The 18,431-nt window shown below is 61.5% G+C and carries 18 protein-coding genes; 9 read left to right on the top strand and 9 right to left on the bottom strand.

Annotated elements, in window-relative coordinates; translation table 11 throughout:
* Nucleotides 1-244: 244 nt before the first annotated feature.
* Nucleotides 245-1,318: a sensor domain-containing diguanylate cyclase gene (locus tag KGA98_RS08990; protein WP_223502120.1), complete on the bottom strand. Its 1,074-nt coding sequence runs from the start codon at nucleotides 1,316-1,318 to the stop codon at nucleotides 245-247.
* A gap of 173 nt (nucleotides 1,319-1,491) precedes the next feature.
* Here KGA98_RS08990 and KGA98_RS08995 point away from each other — a divergent pair, with 173 nt between their 5' ends.
* Complete coding sequence (locus KGA98_RS08995) at nucleotides 1,492-1,830, top strand: FKBP-type peptidyl-prolyl cis-trans isomerase (protein ID WP_057715221.1); 339 nt, start codon at nucleotides 1,492-1,494, stop codon at nucleotides 1,828-1,830.
* A gap of 3 nt (nucleotides 1,831-1,833) precedes the next feature.
* Here KGA98_RS08995 and KGA98_RS09000 read toward each other — a convergent pair whose 3' ends face one another.
* Nucleotides 1,834-2,865, bottom strand: a complete 1,032-nt coding sequence (locus KGA98_RS09000; protein ID WP_223502121.1) for a D-cysteine desulfhydrase family protein — start codon at nucleotides 2,863-2,865, stop codon at nucleotides 1,834-1,836.
* Between the two features lie 260 nt (nucleotides 2,866-3,125).
* Between KGA98_RS09000 and KGA98_RS09005 the strand changes: the two genes are divergently transcribed.
* Both KGA98_RS09005 and dmeF read left to right on the top strand, forming a co-directional pair.
* Nucleotides 3,126-3,401: a metal/formaldehyde-sensitive transcriptional repressor gene (locus KGA98_RS09005; protein ID WP_057715220.1), complete on the top strand. Its 276-nt coding sequence runs from the start codon at nucleotides 3,126-3,128 to the stop codon at nucleotides 3,399-3,401.
* A gap of 13 nt (nucleotides 3,402-3,414) precedes the next feature.
* Entirely contained in the window at nucleotides 3,415-4,347 is a 933-nt protein-coding gene (gene dmeF / locus KGA98_RS09010) for a CDF family Co(II)/Ni(II) efflux transporter DmeF (RefSeq protein ID WP_223502122.1), read from the top strand.
* A gap of 11 nt (nucleotides 4,348-4,358) precedes the next feature.
* Here dmeF and KGA98_RS09015 read toward each other — a convergent pair whose 3' ends face one another.
* Nucleotides 4,359-5,468 carry a cytochrome P450 gene (locus tag KGA98_RS09015; RefSeq protein ID WP_223502123.1) on the bottom strand — a complete coding sequence of 370 codons (1,110 nt, stop codon included), beginning with the start codon at nucleotides 5,466-5,468 and terminating at the stop codon, nucleotides 4,359-4,361.
* A gap of 78 nt (nucleotides 5,469-5,546) precedes the next feature.
* Between KGA98_RS09015 and KGA98_RS09020 the strand changes: the two genes are divergently transcribed.
* Nucleotides 5,547-6,311, top strand: coding sequence for an ArsR/SmtB family transcription factor (locus tag KGA98_RS09020; protein ID WP_223502124.1), 765 nt, complete (start codon nucleotides 5,547-5,549; stop codon nucleotides 6,309-6,311).
* Between the two features lie 158 nt (nucleotides 6,312-6,469).
* Here the strand turns inward: KGA98_RS09020 and KGA98_RS09025 are convergent, their stop codons facing one another.
* The 5 genes from KGA98_RS09025 to KGA98_RS09045 all read right to left on the bottom strand — a co-directional run bounded on the left by KGA98_RS09025 (nucleotide 6,470) and on the right by KGA98_RS09045 (nucleotide 12,691).
* The gene (locus KGA98_RS09025) at nucleotides 6,470-7,489 is read right to left on the bottom strand and encodes a branched-chain amino acid aminotransferase (protein WP_090454954.1); all 1,020 of its coding nucleotides are present in this window, start codon (nucleotides 7,487-7,489) and stop codon (nucleotides 6,470-6,472) included.
* 242 nt (nucleotides 7,490-7,731) lie between these two features.
* The gene (gene lpdA / locus KGA98_RS09030; RefSeq protein WP_223502125.1) at nucleotides 7,732-9,114 is read right to left on the bottom strand and encodes a dihydrolipoyl dehydrogenase; all 1,383 of its coding nucleotides are present in this window, start codon (nucleotides 9,112-9,114) and stop codon (nucleotides 7,732-7,734) included.
* A gap of 3 nt (nucleotides 9,115-9,117) precedes the next feature.
* Nucleotides 9,118-10,395, bottom strand: coding sequence for a dihydrolipoamide acetyltransferase family protein (locus KGA98_RS09035; protein WP_090454956.1), 1,278 nt, complete (start codon nucleotides 10,393-10,395; stop codon nucleotides 9,118-9,120).
* Complete coding sequence (locus KGA98_RS09040) at nucleotides 10,396-11,454, bottom strand: alpha-ketoacid dehydrogenase subunit beta (protein ID WP_007988197.1); 1,059 nt, start codon at nucleotides 11,452-11,454, stop codon at nucleotides 10,396-10,398. It abuts the gene before it with no gap.
* A gap of 1 nt (nucleotide 11,455) precedes the next feature.
* Nucleotides 11,456-12,691, bottom strand: a complete 1,236-nt coding sequence (locus KGA98_RS09045) for a 3-methyl-2-oxobutanoate dehydrogenase (2-methylpropanoyl-transferring) subunit alpha (protein WP_057715213.1) — start codon at nucleotides 12,689-12,691, stop codon at nucleotides 11,456-11,458.
* Nucleotides 12,692-12,876: 185 nt separating this feature from the next.
* Here KGA98_RS09045 and bkdR point away from each other — a divergent pair, with 185 nt between their 5' ends.
* Nucleotides 12,877-13,365 carry a Bkd operon transcriptional regulator BkdR gene (gene bkdR / locus KGA98_RS09050; protein ID WP_007976593.1) on the top strand — a complete coding sequence of 163 codons (489 nt, stop codon included), beginning with the start codon at nucleotides 12,877-12,879 and terminating at the stop codon, nucleotides 13,363-13,365.
* Between the two features lie 114 nt (nucleotides 13,366-13,479).
* Here bkdR and KGA98_RS09055 read toward each other — a convergent pair whose 3' ends face one another.
* A complete protein-coding gene (locus tag KGA98_RS09055; protein WP_223502126.1) occupies nucleotides 13,480-14,343 on the bottom strand; it encodes an MBL fold metallo-hydrolase in 864 nt (287 codons plus the stop codon).
* 118 nt (nucleotides 14,344-14,461) lie between these two features.
* On the opposite strand from KGA98_RS09055, the gene KGA98_RS09060 reads away from it, so the two are divergent.
* The 4 genes from KGA98_RS09060 to KGA98_RS09075 all read left to right on the top strand — a co-directional run bounded on the left by KGA98_RS09060 (nucleotide 14,462) and on the right by KGA98_RS09075 (nucleotide 18,421).
* Nucleotides 14,462-14,803 (top strand): ArsR/SmtB family transcription factor, encoded by a 342-nt coding sequence (locus KGA98_RS09060; RefSeq protein WP_007976596.1) that lies wholly within the window; start codon nucleotides 14,462-14,464, stop codon nucleotides 14,801-14,803.
* A 163-nt stretch (nucleotides 14,804-14,966) separates the two neighbouring features.
* Entirely contained in the window at nucleotides 14,967-16,211 is a 1,245-nt protein-coding gene (locus KGA98_RS09065) for an FAD/NAD(P)-binding oxidoreductase (RefSeq protein WP_223502127.1), read from the top strand.
* A 9-nt stretch (nucleotides 16,212-16,220) separates the two neighbouring features.
* A complete protein-coding gene (locus KGA98_RS09070) occupies nucleotides 16,221-17,027 on the top strand; it encodes a sulfite exporter TauE/SafE family protein (RefSeq protein WP_090454959.1) in 807 nt (268 codons plus the stop codon).
* A 209-nt stretch (nucleotides 17,028-17,236) separates the two neighbouring features.
* Nucleotides 17,237-18,421 carry a porin gene (locus KGA98_RS09075; RefSeq protein WP_223502128.1) on the top strand — a complete coding sequence of 395 codons (1,185 nt, stop codon included), beginning with the start codon at nucleotides 17,237-17,239 and terminating at the stop codon, nucleotides 18,419-18,421.
* Nucleotides 18,422-18,431: the final 10 nt, after the last annotated feature.

The following is an 18,431-nucleotide window of genomic DNA, read 5'->3' on the forward strand; positions in this document are numbered from 1 at the left end:
GGGATATTCCTCAAATTAGGTGGTAAACACCCGGTTGAGTGGGTGTAGTCCCCCATTTATGGGAGTGGCGGCCCTGTTTCACCGACCGGTAGGGGCTGCTTGCTCTGGGGCGACATGGATTCACAAAGCACCCGGCGCACGGTTCTTGCTGGGGCGGATAGTGGAGCAGGGGCATCGATAGGTTAATTGCATTGTTGGTATGCATTGATGCGCTAAGTGGATCAATGCATTCAAGGACGAAGCGTTATTCGCTGTGTGCCCGGACCAGGCTCTCGGTGCCCAACCGATACTGATTGTTCCCGCTGCGCTTGGCCTCATACATCGCCAGGTCGGCAATGTGCAGCAAGCGGTCGATGCTCGGCGCATGATCGGGGAACACGGCGACGCCGAGGCTGGTGCCGATGTGGCGCTGGTCGTTGCCGAGGGTGACGGGCGGGGAGAGTTCGACGAAGATTTTCTGGCAGATGGTGCGCGCTTCATCTTGCAGGCTTTTGCCTTGGGGCAGGTCCTGGAGGATGACCACGAATTCGTCGCCGCCGATCCGGGCGACGGTGTCGGTGCCGTGCAGGATGCGCTTGAGCCGCGTGGCGGTCGTGACCAGCACGCGGTCGCCGGCCGCATGCCCATAGCGGTCGTTGATGGCCTTGAAGCCATTGAGGTCGACAAACACCAGCGCCACCCGCGTGGCACTGGTGCGCGCCAACTCCAGCGCTTCGGACAGGCGCTCTTCGAGCACCAGGCGATTGGGCAGGCCGGTCAACGGGTCGTAATGGGCCAGGTGCTTGAGGTAGTTGGCCGAGGCCTTTTCTTCGGTGATGTCGCGTACCACACCCATCATCTTGATCGTTTCGTCGTGGTCGTTCTTGACCACGTTGCCGGTTTCCCGCAGCCAGCGGATCGTTCCGTCGGGCCACACCACGCGGTATTCCTCATCATGGTTTTCGCCGGTTTCCAGGCAACGCAGTTCGCCGGCCCGAACCCTGAGCCGGTCTTCCGGATGCACGCAGGAACAGAACAGGGCGTAAGAGGGCGTCACTTCGCCGATCTTGAAGCCGAACATGCCGAAAATGGCATCTGACCAATACAACCGGTCGGTGTCGACATCCCAATCCCAGGTGCCGATACGAGCGAAATACTGGCTGCGCTTGAAGCGCTCGGCGTCGTCATCCTTGTGGATGTTCTGGCCTTCGGACAGGCTATTGATGATCGCGCGATACTCCGCCAGTTGCTTTTGCAGATAGCGTTCGCGCCAAGCCATCACGACGATCAGGCTGAGCGTCATTGAACCAAGGATGACGCTGGTCCAGAGCAGGATCATTCGGGGATGGCCATCAGGGCGGAGAACCGTACGGGTAATTGTTGATTATTTTAGTTCAGCAAACCGCTTTAAACGTCGCGCGCGGAGGCGGCAATGGTTGCCAATCGACGACAAATCTGGGAAAACGGCGCCCATCAGGCCCTTGAGGGCGAGTGAGCATACGAGTGAAATCAATGAATGACGAGCTTCAGGTAATCGATCTTCAGGTGGGTGACGGAAAAGCCGCCGTAAAAGGCGCACTGATCACCACCCAGTACCGTGGCTGGCTGGAGGACGGGACCGAATTCGACTCTTCGTACAGTCGTGGCAAACCCTTCCAGTGCGTGATCGGCACCGGGCGGGTCATCAAGGGCTGGGACCAGGGCATCATGGGCATGCAGGTCGGCGGCAAGCGCAAGTTGCTGGTGCCGGCGCACCTGGCCTATGGCGAACGCACCATGGGCAAGATCACGCCGAACTCGAACCTGATCTTCGAAATCGAATTGCTGGAAGTGCTGACGCGGGATGATTGACCGTCAGGCCTGAAACGTTTCCCGGTACGCATACAGGCCGGGTGTTCCGCCGGTCATGATGAACAGCACATTGTCCCCGGGGACGAAGCGCCCTTGCTGCAGGTCGGCCAGCAACCCGGCAAACGCCTTGCCGGAGTACACCGGGTCGACCAACAGGCCTTCGGCCCGCGCCATCAGGCGTACCGCGTCCTGCATGGCGGCGGTTGGCAGCCCATAGCCGGTACCCAGCTGGCTGCCGTCAATCACCAGCTCGTCAGCCCGCACCTCGGCGTTACTGCCCAATAGCGCCAATGTCTCGCGGGTCAGTTGCAGGGTTCTCGCCGCTGATGAGTCCTGGTCGGACAACACCGAGAACGACTTGACCATGGACGTACCCCGGCCCAGCAACCGGAAACCCGCCGCGAGCCCGGCATGCGTGCCGGCGCTGCCATTGGGTACCACCACTTGATTGAACGTGAGTTGCAGTTCGGCCTCTTGTTGGGCGATCTCCGCTGCGCAGCGGGCATAGCCGAGGCTGCCCAGAGGCGTCGAGCCACCGGTTGGCAGCACCATGACCTTGTGCCCGGAGTCTCGAAGCTGCGCCGCCCTGGCCTCGGCTTTGGCCAGTGAGTCGGTACCGCCGGCAAACACCTGCATCTGCGCGCCGAACAACTGGTCGAGCAGCACATTGCCGTTGAGCTCGTAATCCACCTCGGCCTTGGCCACGGCCCGGGTCAGGAACAGCTCGCAGGCGATGCCCAGCCGGGCGCACACTGCGGCGGTCAGGCGGGCATGATTGGACTGGATGCCGCCCACGGTAATGATCGTATCGATTCCGGCTTGCAGTGCTGCGCCGATGTGGAATTCAAGCTTGCGCAGCTTGTTGCCGCCCGCGCCGATCAACATATGGTCGTCGCGTTTGAGAAACAGGCCGATACCCTGCTTGTCGAGGCCCAGCAGCTGTTCGAGTCGCGCAGCCCGCTGAATGGGCGTGGGACCTTGCAGCAGGTCTGCCCGCGCAAAAACACTCAGTGACTTGTCCAGTTGAGTTTGCATCGATCGAACCTCGTTGTTCACCATGATCCTGGTGACTCTATGGAGAAAGGCCGGCGGGATAAACGCACTGCCCGTCATGACTGTTTTAACCCGGTGTAACTAATCCAGCTGGGCAGCAGGGGTGTTGAACCCAAACGTTCAGCGGCCAACCGGCCGGCGAAAATCGATGTCACGCCAAACCGACCGTCATCGGGTTGTGCCTTGCCAGGCTCCGCACTATCGGCGACCATAGGTGCCATATAGGGGTAGGGGGTATAGGTATGGCACACATTCACGAACACAAGGATGACTTGATCAAGCGGGTGCGGCGGATTGCCGGGCAGGTGGAAGCCGTGGAACGAGCGCTTGAGTCCGATGCCGATTGCGCCAAGACCTTGCATCTGGTGGCCGCCATCCGGGGCGCGGTCAATGGTCTGCTGGAGCAGTTCATCGACGCCCATGCCCGCGAGCACGTGGCCCATCCGGACCTGAGCGATGAAGATCGCGCCCAGGGCGTGGAAGACCTGCTGCTGGCCATCCGTCGTTATGCCAAATAGAGGCCTGAATTCCATGACACTGACACCACAGGCTTCGCGCTTTTCTCACGACCATGTCTTTCTCGGCGCATCCCATGATGAAAACGCCCGACGCACCTTATGGGTGGTGGCGCTGACGTTTGTGATGATGATTGGCGAAATTGCCGCCGGTTACATCACCGGTTCCATGGCGCTGCTGGCCGATGGTTTTCACATGGCCACCCATGCCGGGGCCTTGGGCATCGCGGCGGCGGCCTATGGGTTTGCACGGCGCAATGCCAACAACGCGCGTTACAGCTTCGGCACCGGCAAGGTCGGGGATCTCGCGGGTTTTGCCTCGGCCATGGTGCTGGGGCTGGTGGCGATCGGCATTGCCGGTGAATCCGTTTATCGCCTGTTTCAGCCAACGACCGTGGCATTCACCGAAGCGACGGTGATTGCGGTGGTGGGGCTGGCGGTGAACATCGCCAGTGCCTTTTTGCTGGCGGGCGACCACGGCCATCATGGCCACGATCATGGCCACAGCCATGAGCACGGCCATCATCACCATCACGACAACAACCTGCGCTCGGCCTATGTCCATGTGCTGGCCGATGCCTTGACTTCAGTGCTGGCGATCGCCGCATTGCTGGCGGGGCGCTATCTGGGATGGGTGTGGCTGGACCCGGTGATGGGCATTGTGGGCGCCATCGTGATCGCGAAATGGGCTGTTGGATTGATGCGTGACAGCGCAGCGGTGTTGCTCGATGTCACGGATACACACGTCGCCGACGAGATTCGTGAACTGCTGGAGTCGTCGGACGATGTGCGCATCAGCGATTTGCATGTCTGGCAGGTCGGCCCCCAGGCGCGGGCCGCGATTGTCAGCGTTGTGGCGGCGGCCAATGTCAGTGCCGACACCATTCGCGAACGCCTGGCGCCGGTTCATGAACTGTCTCACCTGACCGTCGAACACCGCGTTGCTTGAGCGGCTTTCGGTCATTCACGGAACAGTGGAATCCGTCCATTCGTGGAGGGGCGGTATTCCCGCTTCAGAGGGTCCAGTGCCGGCCTCATCGCCAGAAGCTGCTTGAGCGTGGCGCTGGCAATGCTCAACGCCAGGCGTTGCCCCGGACATTGATGGCGCCCCGCGCCGAAGGTGAAGCTGCGCCGGTTCGGGCGGTCGAGCAGGAAGATGTCGGGGTTGTCGTTGAGTTGCGGGTCGCGATTGGCCGAGGCCAGCAGCACGAGGATCACGTCTGCGGCGTTCAGCCTCACGCCGTCAATTTCGCAGGGGGCGGCGACGAAGCGGCGGGTGTTCTGTACCGGCGGGGCGAAGCGCTGTACTTCGGCCAGCAGGTCTTCGACCGGGGGAGATTCGCTGCGCAACGACGGATGTTGAATCAATGCCAGCACGGCGTTGCCGATCAGCCCGGCAGTGGCCTCGAAGGTCTGGGAGAACAGGCCGATCAGGTTGGCAATCAGGGTTTGCGGCGCGCCGCAGGCGAAGCGCCGGCCGATACCTGCAAGCAAAGGGCTGTGGTTGTACGGATCGTCGAGCAATTCGATGAAATAACCGCTCAATTGTTCGGCGGCAGCGTGGGCGGCGGTCAATTGTGCCGCGTCACTCAAGGGTGACAGACAGGCGACGAAATCCGCCGTCAACTCACTGATGGCGCGGCCCTGAGCCGGGGTGAACCCCAACAACGCCGCCACCACGCAAACCGGTCCGCGAAACATGGCGTTGTACAGGCCAGCGGCATCGGCGGTCATCAATCGGGCGCTGACCAGGGCCTCGACTTCCCGCGCATCGATCAACTCCAGCCCCGGCGCAATCGCCGATCGTGGGCAACGCTGGCGTTCACCTTCATTCATGCGCATCAATTGGCCGAACACCTGGCCGGCCATGCCGTCGGCGATCGCCTTGGGGACTGGCTCCTGCGCGGGTCGAACGTGGCAATCGGGATGCGCCAGCACGGCGGCCACCGCCCGGGCGCTGCTGGCCACCCACATGTTCAGCCCCGGATGAAAAGCCAGCCCACCGTCGGCACGCAGTTGTGCGTAGTAGGGATAAGGATCGGCATGGGTCGCAGCGATGATCGGGTCCATGGGCACAGCCTTTGGTTGTAGGATAGTGTTGCTACTATCTCCAGTCCGAAAGGGCATTGATTCGTCCGGGAGCGAAATATGAGCGCAGAACAACACGACATCGGCGTCTCGCAGGTGGCGGCAGCCATCGCTGAGCCGGCGCGGACGAAAATCCTCTGTTCGCTGATGGACGGCCATGCCCGCACCAGCACCGAACTGGCGGCGGTGGCCGAAGTCAGCGCGTCGACCGCCAGTGCCCACTTGGCCAAGCTCAAGGAGCTGGCGCTGGTGCGGCTGCACGTTCAGGGGCGTCATCGCTATTACAGCCTGGCGGACAAGCGCGTGGCCCAGGCCCTGGAGGCACTGATGGTGATCGGCCAGAACACCGCGCCGAGCTTCCGGGCACGGACCCCGGATCGCCTGCAATTTGCCCGCACCTGCTACGACCACATGGCGGGAACCCTGGCCGTGCTGCTGCATGACCGGATGCTTGAAGCGGGCTGGCTTGAGGAAACCGACGAACAGGCCTATCGCTTGAGCGACAGCGGTACGGCAATGTTTCAAGGGCTCGGGATCGAGACGCAGGACTTGAGCACCTTGCGCCGTCGTTTCGCCTGTCCGTGCCTGGACTGGAGCATGCGTCGGCCACATCTGGGCGGGTCGCTGGGCGCGGCGTTGCTGCAAACGGCGCTCAAGCGCAAGTGGGTGACCCAGGATCTGGACAGTCGGGCGTTGGCGTTGACGGCGTTGGGGCGCAAGGAGTTTGGAAGGCGGATTGGAATCGGGTTGCCGCTGGTGGTTGAGGGTAATGTCAACACTTCGAAAATTGCGGCAGGTTCGGCGGAGTTCGGGAACATTCGCTGACTGATGAACGTGTATTCCGGTTGTTTCTGTGTTGAATGCAATGCCGTCATCGCGAGCAAGCTCGCTCCCACAGGGGATGGTGGGTTCGTCAGTACTATGCAAACAAAAAGCCCCCCATCGATCACCCGATGGGGGGCTTTTGTGCGTCTGGCGTCAGGTCAAACCTTGACGATCCAGCCTGCTGGCGCTTCGATGTCGCCGGTTTGCACGCCGGTCAGCTCTTTGTAGAGCTTCTGGGTGATCGGGCCGACTTCGGTTTCGCTGTGGAACACGTGCAGGTGGTCGTTGTAGTTGATGCCGCCGATCGGCGTGATCACCGCCGCAGTACCGCAAGCACCGGCTTCCTTGAAGTCCGCCAGCTTGTCGATGAACACGTCGCCTTCGACCACGTCCAGACCCAGGCGGGACCTGGCCAGTTCGATCAGCGACAGACGGGTGATGCCCGGCAGTACCGATGGCGAGTTCGGGGTCACGAACTTGTTATCGTGGGTGATCCCGAAGAAGTTGGCCGAACCGACTTCCTCGATCTTGGTATGGGTCAGTGGGTCCAGGTAGATGCAGTCGGCGAAATGCGCCTTCTTGGCCTGGGAGCCCGGCATCAGGCTGGCGGCGTAGTTGCCACCGACCTTGGCGGCGCCGGTGCCTTGTGGCGCGGCGCGGTCGTAGCTGGAGATCAGGAAGTTGTGCGGGGTCAGGCCGCCCTTGAAGTAGGCGCCGACCGGGATCGCAAACACCGAGAAGATGAACTCGGGTGCAGTGCGCACGCCGATGTTGTCACCCACGCCGATCACGAACGGGCGCAGGTAGAGCGCGCCGCCGGTGCCGTACGGCGGAATGAAACGTTCGTTGGCACGCACCACTTCCTTGCACGCTTCGATGAACTGCTCGGTGGACACATGCGGCATCAGCAGGCGGGCGCAGCTGCGCTGCATGCGCGCGGCGTTCTGGTCCGGACGGAACAGGTTGATCGAGCCGTCCTTGCAACGATAGGCCTTCAGGCCTTCGAAGCATTGCTGGCCATAGTGAAGGGCAGTGGAGCCTTCGCTGATGTGCAGCACGTTATCTTCGGTCAGGGTGCCTTTGTCCCACTCGCCATTGCGAAAGTACGACAGATAGCGCTTGTCGGTCTTGATGTAGTCAAAACCCAGCTTGTCCCAATTGATGCTTTCGTTACCCATGACACCCTCTATCACTGAACAACCGTCGAAACGGTTCAAGGCTTCTGACGTTTTTTGGATGGGGACAACAATACTTCATTCTTGGGCTGTTTCGCAGCCCGGACTATCGGATGACGGACAGATAATTCGCGTTGACCTTGAGAATTCGCGAGCAAGCCCGCTCCCACAGGGGAATGCATTCCAAATGTGGGAGCGGGCTTGCTCGCGAAGAGGCCATCACGGACACCACCGATCGCCCTGATTCACAGATGCAATGCGTGGCCAAGGGCCCGCAACGCCGCTTCCTGCACCGCCTCACCCAAGGTCGGGTGTGCATGGATGGTGCCGCCGATGTCTTCCAGCCGCGCGCCCATCTCCAGGCTCTGGGCAAACGCCGTGGACAGCTCCGACACGCCGACGCCCACCGCCTGCCAGCCGACAATCACATGATTATCCCGACGAGCGACCACCCGTACGAAGCCGCTTTTCGACTCCAGGGTCATCGCCCGGCCATTGGCGGCGAACGGAAAGCTCGACACGATGCAGTCCCAACCTGCGGCCTTGGCCTCGTCCGGGGTCTTGCCGACCACCACCAGTTCCGGGTCGGTGAAGCACACGGCCGCGATGGCGGTCGGGTTGAACTCGCGGGTTTTACCGCTGATCAGCTCGGCGACCATCTCGCCCTGGGCCATGGCCCGGTGCGCGAGCATCGGTTCGCCGCTCAGGTCACCGATGGCATACACGTTGCGCATGCTGGTCTGGCAGCGGTTGTCGATCTTGATCGAGGAACCGTTCATGTCCAGGTTCAGCGCTTCGAGGTTCCAGCCCTGGGTGTTCGGCTTGCGACCGACGGCCACCAGTACCTGGTCGGTTTCCAGGTTCAGGGTCTCGCCGTTCGGGGCAAGTGCTTGCAAGGTGTTGTTAGAAGAATCAAAGCCTTGCACGCTGTGTTTCAAGTAAAGCTTCACACCGAGTTTTTTCAGTTCGTCGTGCACCGGCTGAGTCAGTTCGGCGTCGTAGGCCGGCAGGATGCGTTCCTGCGCTTCCACCACGCTGACCTCGGCGCCGAGCTTGCGATAGGCAATGCCCAACTCCAGACCGATGTAACCACCGCCGACCACAATCAAGCGCTTGGGCACGGATGTCGGCGCCAGGGCCTCGGTGGACGAGATGATCGGCCCGCCAATCGGCAGCATTGGCAGGTTCACGCTTTTGGAACCGGTGGCCAGCACCAGGTGTTCACACTGGATACGTGTGTCGCCAACTTCCACGGTTTTGCCGTCAACCACTTTGGCCCAGCCTTGAACGACCTGGACCTTGTTCTTTTTCAGCAGTGCCGCGACGCCGGTGGTCAGGCGATCGACGATGCCGTCTTTCCATTCCACGCTCTTGCCGATGTCCAGGGTGGGCGCCGAAACACTGATGCCCAGGGCCGAATGCTGACTGTGGTGTTGCGTTTGATGGAACTGCTCAGCGACGTGAATCAGTGCCTTGGACGGAATGCAGCCAATGTTCAGGCAAGTGCCGCCCAGGGATTGGCCTTCCACCAGGATGGTCGGGATGCCCAGTTGGCCGGCACGGATCGCCGTCACATAACCGCCGGGGCCGCCGCCGATGATCAGCAGCGTGGTATTGAGGGTCTGCATGACTTACTCCACAAACAAGGTCGCGGGTTGTTCGAGCAGGCCACGGATGGCCTGGATGAAGAGCGCCGCGTCCATGCCGTCGACCACGCGGTGATCGAAGGAGCTGGAGAGGTTCATCATCTTGCGGATCACGATCTGGCCTTTGATGACCATTGGCCGTTCGACGATCTTGTTCACGCCGACTATCGCCACTTCCGGCAGGTTCAGCACCGGGGTGCTGACGATGCCGCCCAAGGCCCCGAGGCTGGTCAGGGTGATGGTCGAGCCGGACAACTCGTCGCGGCTGGCCTTGCCGTTACGGGCGGCAGTGGCCAAACGGGAGATTTCAGCGGCGCTGTCCCACAGGCTGCGGGCTTCGGCATGACGCACCACCGGCACCATCAAACCGATATCCGCCTGGGTGGCGATACCGACATGCACCGCGCCGAGGCGGGTGATGACCTGGGCTTCGTCGTCGTAGCGGGCGTTGATCTGCGGGAAATCACGCAGGGCGACGACCAGGGCGCGGACCAGGAACGGCAGCAAAGTCAGCTTGCCGCGAGTCGCGCCATGTTTTTCGTTGAGGTGCGCGCGCAGCTCTTCCACGGCGGTGACGTCGATTTCTTCGACATAACTGAAGTGGGCGGCGCGCTGGGTGGCGTCCTGCATACGCTGGGCAATCTTGCGACGCATGCCGATCACCGGGATCTGCTGTTCATCGGTACGTTGGGCGTAAGCCGCCGCCACCGGTGCCGAAGCGTTCGACTGACCCTGGGCCAGGTAGGCGTCGAGGTCTTCATGCAGCACGCGGCCGGCGGGGCCGGTGCCACGCACCAGGCGCAATTGAATGCCGAGGTCCAGCGCATGCTTGCGCACGGCCGGGGAGGCCAGCGGACGCTCGTCGGCCTCGCGAGCAACCATCGGGCCCTGGCATACGGCAGCTTTCGGTGCCGGGGCAGCGACCGGTTTGCTTTCAACCACGGTTTCGACTTTCGTTGCTGCAACCGGTGCTTCTTTAACAACAGCTGCCGGTTGCGCCGATTCCTTAACGTTGCCCGCGCCTTCGACTTCAATGCTGATCAGCACACTGCCAACCGCCATGACTTCGCCCGGCTGGCCACCAAGAGCAATGACCTTGCCATGCACCGGCGACGGGATATCGACCATCGCCTTGTCGGTCATCACATCGGCCAGCACCTGATCTTCGACGACCATGTCACCGACCTTGACGTGCCATACCGACAATTCAACTTCTGCAATGCCTTCACCAATGTCCGGCATTTTAATGACGTGCGTGCCCATTCAGACCTCCATGACCCGTTTCAACGCCGCGCCCACTCGGGACGGCCCTGGGAAATACGCCCACTCTTGCGCGTGCGGGTAAGGGGTATCCCAACCGGTGACGCGTTCGATCGGCGCTTCCAGGTAGTGGAAGCAGTGCTCTTGCACCAGCGCCGTCAGTTCGGCGCCGAAGCCGCAAGTGCGGGTGGCTTCGTGAACGATCACGCAGCGCCCGGTTTTTTTCACCGATTTGGTGATGGTTTCCAGGTCCAGCGGCCACAGGCTGCGCAGGTCGATGACTTCGGCATCCACGCCGCTTTCTTCAGCGGCCACTTGCGACACGTAGACGGTGGTGCCGTAGGTCAGCACCGTGACGTCCTTGCCCGGACGGGCGATAGCGGCAACGTCCAGCGGTACGGTGTAGTAACCGTCCGGAACCTGTGCGGCGGGGTGTTTCGACCACGGGGTAACCGGGCGTTCGTGGTGGCCGTCGAAAGGACCGTTGTACAGTCGTTTCGGCTCCAGGAAGATCACCGGGTCATCGTTTTCGATGGAGGCGATCAGCAGGCCTTTGGCGTCGTAGGGGTTGGACGGCATGACGGTGCGCAGACCGCATACCTGAGTGAAGAGTGCCTCGATGCTCTGGCTGTGGGTCTGGCCGCCGTAGATGCCACCGCCGCAGGGCATGCGCAGGGTCATCGGCGCGGTGAACTCGCCGGCCGAGCGATAACGCAGGCGCGCGGCTTCGGAAATGATCTGATCGTAGGCCGGGTAGACGTAGTCGGCGAACTGGATCTCCACCACCGGGCGCAGACCGTAGGCGCCCATGCCCACGGCGGTGCCGACGATACCGCTTTCAGAGATCGGCGCGTCGAACACTCGGGAGGTGCCGTACTTGGCTTGCAGGCCTTCGGTGCAGCGGAACACGCCGCCGAAGTAGCCCACGTCCTGGCCGAAGACCACGACGTTGTCGTCACGTTCAAGCATCACATCCATGGCCGAGCGCAGGGCCTGGATCATGGTCATGGTGGTCGTGGTCATGGCGGTTTCCAGCTCGATATTGTTGTTGTGATCGTTCATGTCAGATCCCCAACTCTTGACGCTGGCGCTTCAAGTGCTCCGGCATCTCTTTGTAGACGTCTTCGAACATGGTCGCGGCGCTCGGAATCTGGCCGCCGGCGAGAGTGCCGTACTGTTCGGCTTCTTTCTGTGCGGCGATCACTTGGGCTTCCAGTTCGGCGCTGACGGCGGCGTGTTCCTCTTCGGACCACTGGCCGATCTTGATCAGGTGCTGCTTGAGGCGCGCAATCGGATCGCCCAGCGGGAAGTGGCTCCAGTCATCGGCCGGACGGTATTTGGACGGATCATCGGAGGTCGAGTGCGGGCCGGCGCGGTAGGTGACCCACTCGATCATGGTCGGACCGAGATTGCGGCGCGCACGTTCGGCAGCCCAGGCGGAGGCGGCGTAGACCGCGTAGAAATCGTTGCCGTCGACCCGCAGGGAGGCAATGCCGCAACCGACGCCACGACCGGCGAAGGTGGTGGCTTCACCACCGGCAATCGCCTGGAAGGTGGAGATCGCCCACTGGTTGTTGACCACGTTGAGGATCACCGGCGCGCGGTACACGTGGGCGAACGTCAGGGCGGTGTGGAAGTCCGACTCGGCGGTGGCGCCGTCGCCGATCCACGCCGAAGCGATTTTGGTGTCGCCCTTGATCGCCGAGGCCATGCCCCAGCCCACGGCTTGCACGAACTGGGTGGCGAGGTTGCCGGAGATGGTGAAGAAACCGGAATCCTTGACCGAGTACATGATGGGCAACTGACGGCCCTTGAGCGGATCGCGCTCGTTGGACAGCAGCTGGCAGATCAGGTCGACCAGCGGCACGTCGCGGGCCATCAGGATGCTTTGCTGGCGGTAGGTCGGGAAGCACATGTCGTCGATGTTCAGGGCCAGGGCCTGGGCGCTGCCGATGGCTTCTTCGCCAAGGCTCTGCATGTAGAACGACATCTTTTTCTGACGCTGGGCGACCACCATGCGGTTGTCGTAGATGCGGGTCTTGAGCATGGCGCGCATGCCCTTGCGCAGGATCTCCACCGGTACGTTTTCGGCCCATGGGCCGAGGGCATTGCCCTGGTCGTCGAGCACGCGGATCAGGCCACGGGCCAGGTCAGCCGTGTCAGCCGGTTCAACGTCGATTGGGGGTTTGCGCACCGTGCCGGCATCGGTCAGATGCAGGTAGGAGAAGTCGGTTTTACAGCCGGGACGGCCCGAGGGTTCGGGGACGTGCAGGCGCAGCGGTTCATACGCTTGGGTCATGGCTTCTACGCTCGATCTTGTGAATTTCTTGTAGTGAGCTGACAGATTTCGTTCGGTAGAAGAAATCTTGTCCTACAACAATCATAGGCCCGACCAAGAAGAATATTTCTCTCTGTTTCGTTGCGCTAAAGATCATTTGCAGATAAAAAACCTGCATAAACATAAAAAACAGGTGGTTTTGTCTCATGCGCAAACTGGACCGTACCGATATCGGCATTCTCAACAGCCTTCAGGAGAACGCGCGCATCACCAACGCCGACCTCGCGCGTTCGGTGAACCTGTCACCCACGCCGTGTTTCAACCGGGTCAAGGCCATGGAAGAGCTGGGGGTGATTCGCGAGCAAGTGACGCTGCTGGATGCCGATCTGTTGGGGCTGCATGTGAATGTGTTCATTCACGTCAGCCTGGAGAAGCAGGTGGAGGAGGCGTTGCAGCATTTCGAAGAAGCGATTTCCGATCGCCCCGAGGTGATGGAGTGCTACCTGATGGCCGGCGACCCGGACTACCTGATCCGGGTGCTGGTGCCGACCATCCAGTCGCTGGAGCGCTTCATGATGGACTTTCTGACCAAGGTGCCGGGGGTGGCGAACATCCGTTCGAGCTTTGCGCTCAAGCAGGTGCGGTACAAGACCGCGCTGCCGTTGCCGGCCAATGGCCTGACTTTGGGCAACTGACACGATTACTCTGTAGGAGCGAGCTTGCTCGCGATGGACGTTAACGATAACGCGAGTCTTCTGGATAAACGCGTTGCCCTCAAGTCCATCGCGAGCAAGCTCGCTCCTACAGGGTCAGAATTTGTTAAGCGGGATTTTCAGGTAGGTCACGCCGTTGTCCTCGGCCGGCGGCAAATTCCCCGCCCGCACATTCACCTGGATCGCCGGCAGCAACAGTGTCGGCATGCCCAGCCCTGCATCACGTCGTGTACGCATTTCCACGAACGCGGCTTCATCGATCCCGTCATGTACATGAATGTTGTTTTTGCGTTGTTCACCGACGGTGGTCATGCATTGGGGCGCGCGGCCATTGGGCGGGTAGTCGTGGCAGACGAACAGCCGCACGCTGGCGGGGAAGGCCAGCAGTTTGTGGATCGAGGCGAACATCTGGTTGGCATTGCCGCCCGGGAAATCGCAGCGGGCGGTGCCGACGTCGGGCATGAACATCGTGTCGCCCACCAGAATCACATCGCTGTCGACCAGGTAAGCCATGTCCGCCGGGGTATGGCCGGGCACGTGCAGGGCGGTCGCCTTGAGGTTGCCGATCATGAACGATTCGTCGGGGGCGAACAGGTGATCGAACTGGGAGCCGTCGACGCGAAAGGAGGGCTCCAGATTGAACAGCGCCTTGAACACGTCCTGGACCTTGCTGATCGACTCGCCTATGGCGATCTTGCCGCCCAGCTCCCGCCGCAGATAAGGCGCGGCGGACAGGTGATCGGCATGGGCGTGGGTTTCCAACAGCCATTGCACTTGCAAGTGACGGGCGCGGACGAAGGCGATGATGTTGTCGGCCTGGGTGGTTGCGGTACGCCCGGATGCTGCGTCGTAGTCGAGCACCGGATCGACAATCGCACACTGCCCGCCATCAGCCTCATAGACCACGTAGCTGTAGGTCGAGGAGGCGGGGTCGAGGAAAGCTTCAATCAGTGCGGGCATGGACACGAACCTGTGCAGGGTTAGAAAAGTCAGACGGCGAAATTTCAGTCATGGGTTGCAACATTATATGTTTAAACATAATGTTTACAGCTTAAGTGACGTTGAAGGCATCCTGCAAATGCAATCCAGTCTGACCGAATGTGAAGTCGCCCAACTGCGCGCCTCGGCCTCCAAGGCGTGTGCGCTGCTCAAGGCCCTGGCCAATGAGGATCGCCTGTTGATCCTGTGTCAGCTGACCCAGGGCGAACGCAACGTAGGCGAGCTGGAAAAAATGACCGGCGTGCGCCAACCGACCCTGTCCCAGCAATTGGGGATCCTGCGCGATGAAGGACTGGTCGCCACCCGTCGTGAAGGCAAGTACATTTTTTACGGTCTCGCCAGTCACGAAGTGATCCAGGTGATGAAAACCCTCTCCGGGCTGTACTGCGGGGCCGTGCTTAAAAGCTGGGTTCAGCCCTGATCCTATTAACACACCGAACCTGTGGGAGCGGGCTTGCTCGCGAAGACATAGTGTCAGTCGACACCTTCATTGGCTGACCCACCGCTTTCGCGAGCAAGCCCGCTCCCACAGGTTTTGTGGTTTGACTCGTAACAATCCTTGCGTGCAGCAAAAGGAACAAGCAATGAACGATCAACACTGGGGCCCATCCATCAGTGCAGATATCGTGGTCATCGGCGGCGGCACGGCAGGCATCGGCTTTGTCGCCAGCCTGCTCAAGCGTAGCCCGCATCTGAACATCACCGTGATCGAACCCGACTCCCGGCACTACTATCAACCGGCCTGGACGCTGGTCGGCGGTGGTGCCTACAACGTGGAAAACACCGTGCGGCCCATGGCGTCGGTGATGCCGCGCGGGGCCCATTGGCTGCAGGCTGCCGTGACGGGCATCGATCCCGACAAGCGCCAACTCACCCTCGGTGACGGGCGTACGGTCGGCTATCAAAACCTGGTGGTCTGTCCCGGCCTGCGCCTGGCCTGGGAGAAAATCGAAGGTCTGGAGGACACCCTCGGCCAGCACGGCGTGACCTCCAACTACAGCTACCGGCACGCGACCTACACCTGGGACCAGGTGCAGACATTGCGCGGCGGCAAGGTGCTGTTCACCCAGCCGGCCATGCCGATCAAATGTGCCGGAGCGCCACAAAAGGCGCTGTACCTGTCCTGCGATCACTGGACCAAGAGCGGTGTGCTGAACAACATCGACGTCGAGTTCAATCTTGCGGGCGCGGCACTGTTCGGAGTGCCGACCTTTGTCCCGCCACTGATGAAGTACATCGAAAAGTACAAAGCCCGGTTGGCGTTCAACTCGAATCTGGTCAAGGTCGACGGCCCGGCGAAAACCGCGTGGTTCGACGTCAAGGATGCCGATGGCAATGTTACCCGCCAGGCAAAAACCTTTGACCTGCTGCATGTCGTGCCACCACAAGTCTCCCCGGACTTCATCGCCCAAAGTCCGCTGGCCGACGCCGCCGGCTGGTGCGAGGTCGATCCCCACACCCTTCAACATCCGCGCTATCCAGGTGTGTTCGCGCTGGGTGATATCTGCGGCACCACGAATGCAAAAACTGCTGCGGCGGTGCGCAAGCAGATCGTGGTGGTGGCCGAAAACCTGCTGGCTTTGCGCAAGCAGCAACCGCTGCCGCTGAAGTACGACGGCTATGGCTCCTGTCCGCTGACGGTGGAGAAGGGCAAGGTGATCCTTGCCGAGTTCGGGTACGCGGGCAAGTTGCTGCCGACCTTTCCCCTTGACCCGACGATCCCGCGCCGCTCGGCGTGGTGGCTGAAGGCGACACTGCTACCGTGGTTCTACTGGAACGGTATGCTCAAGGGCCGCGAGTGGCTGACACGTGTGTCCAGGGTCGACTGAGAACTCCGTATGTTGCTGGCAAGTCTGTTTGGTGTAGTGATGGGGTTGGTGCTCGGCTTGACGGGCGCCGGTGGCGGTATCCTTGCGGTCCCGGCCCTGGTGTTGGGGTTGGGGTGGAGCATGACCCAGGCCGCTCCGGTGGCGTTGTTCGCGGTAGGCAGTGCGGCAGCGGTCGGTGCCATCGACGGCTTGCGCCATGGCCTGGTGCGTTATCGCGCAGCGCTGCTGATCGCGGCATTGGGTGCGGTGTTTTCGCCGATAGGCATCTACTTTGCCCATCAGTTGCCGGAAAAAATCCTGATGATCCTGTTCAGCCTGCTGATGGTCATGGTGGCCGGGCGGATGTTGCGCCGCGAGCGCAAGGACGAGGGTCCCAGCGACCATGGTCAGGCCAACTGGGGCCAGAAGAACTGCATGCTCGATCAACAGACCGGGCGCTTTTCCTGGACCGCCAAATGCACCGCGACCCTCGCCGCGCTCGGGGCAGTAACCGGCGTGGTCTCTGGATTGCTGGGGGTGGGCGGCGGCTTTCTGATTGTCCCGGCCTTCAAGCAACTGACCGACGTGCAGATGCGCGGGATCATCGCCACGTCGCTGATGGTGATCAGCCTGATTTCCGGCATCGGCGTGATCGGCGCGTTCCATGCCGGGGTGCGCATCGACGATTCGGGCATTGCCTTCATCGTCTCCAGCATCGTCGGCATGATCATCGGCCGCAAGCTCTGCGCCCGGGTGCCGGCGCGGGCGTTGCAGGTCGGATTCGCCAGCATCTGCGTCGTGGTCGCCGCCTACATGCTGTTCAGGGCCAACGCCTGACCGGTACCGGTTCCTGTGGACGCCAGTGGGGTCCACAGGCCTACACCCTTAGTGGCGAGTCTCACCGACACGCGGTCTTACGCCATAGTGGTCACACACCGTCAGCCAATCCAAAGCACCTGAAAACCAGCCCCAAGGCAGCGTATGGCGCCGCCCGTCAGGTTTCGATAATCGCCTCCGACACTCAGTCCCCCGTTTCGGAGCGCGCCATGCACAACAATAAGAACGTCACGCATCGTTTTCTGCCTGCCTTCATCGCCAGCCTGTCCGCCCTTGGCCTGAGCCCGCTGGCCGAGGCGGATATCATGCTGTACGACAAGGACCAGACCACGTTCTCCACCGACGGCTACATCAACGCCTTCTACGTGAACAGCGATGTCGATCGCGCCGGCGATCAGTTCGACCGTCGACAGTCGCGGGTCAAGATGGGGTTCCTGCCCAACTACCTGGGGTTCAACATGGGCAAGCAGGTAGACAACCTCAAGCTCGGCGCCCGTGCCTCGTTCTGGGTCACCATCAACGACAGCGAAACCAACGGCACCGACACCGCCATCGATGTGCGGCAGTTCTTCGGCACCGTGGCCAACCCGGAGTGGGGCGAGGTGCTGATCGGCAAGGACTTCGGGCTGTTCGCCCGTTCCAACATCCTGCTCGACGAAATGCTCGCCGGTTACGGTCAGGTCAGCGATACGTTGGGGCTGGTGGATGGCGGCGGGGTGTCGTTCGGCAACATCGGCACCGGTTATCCGTATCCGTTCCCGACCTCGCAGATAACCTATCGCACCCCGGTGATGGACGGTCTGCGCGTGGCGGTCGGCATCATGGACCCGGTGGACACCAACGACAGCAGCCCGACGGGCAAGGCCTATCAGGAAAACCCGCGTACCGAGAGCGAAGTCACCTATCAATTCGACCTGGCCGGGGCAAAGATCTACAGCTGGGTCAACGGCAGCTACCAGACCTCGGACAACACTGATTCCACGGTCGAGACCGTCACCTCCAAGGGTGTCGGTTATGGCGTGCAGGCGAAGATGGGCGGCTTGTCCCTCACCGGTTCCGGTTTCCAGGCCAAGGGCATCAACCCGTTTTTCACCAACAATGCCGGCGAGCCGACCCTGCGCAATGTCGACAGCAACGGCTACCTGATGCAGGGCTCCTACAAACTGGGCAAGAACCGCCTGGCCTTGTCCTATGGCAAGACCAATGACGATGGCAACGGTGTGGTCGGCAGCGGTGCGGACTACGAGACCCGCGGCATCGCGTTGTTCCATGACGTGAACGACAACCTCAAGCTGGTGGCCGAGTACAACCAGTTCGAAATCAATGGCCACGACACCGACGAGCAGAACGAAGACACCGACACCTTTGCCGTGGGTGCGGTGCTGACCTGGTAACCCCGGGAGG

This window comes from Pseudomonas sp. BF-R-24 (assembly GCF_019947335.1).
GTDB classification, from domain to species: domain Bacteria; phylum Pseudomonadota; class Gammaproteobacteria; order Pseudomonadales; family Pseudomonadaceae; genus Aquipseudomonas; species Aquipseudomonas jessenii.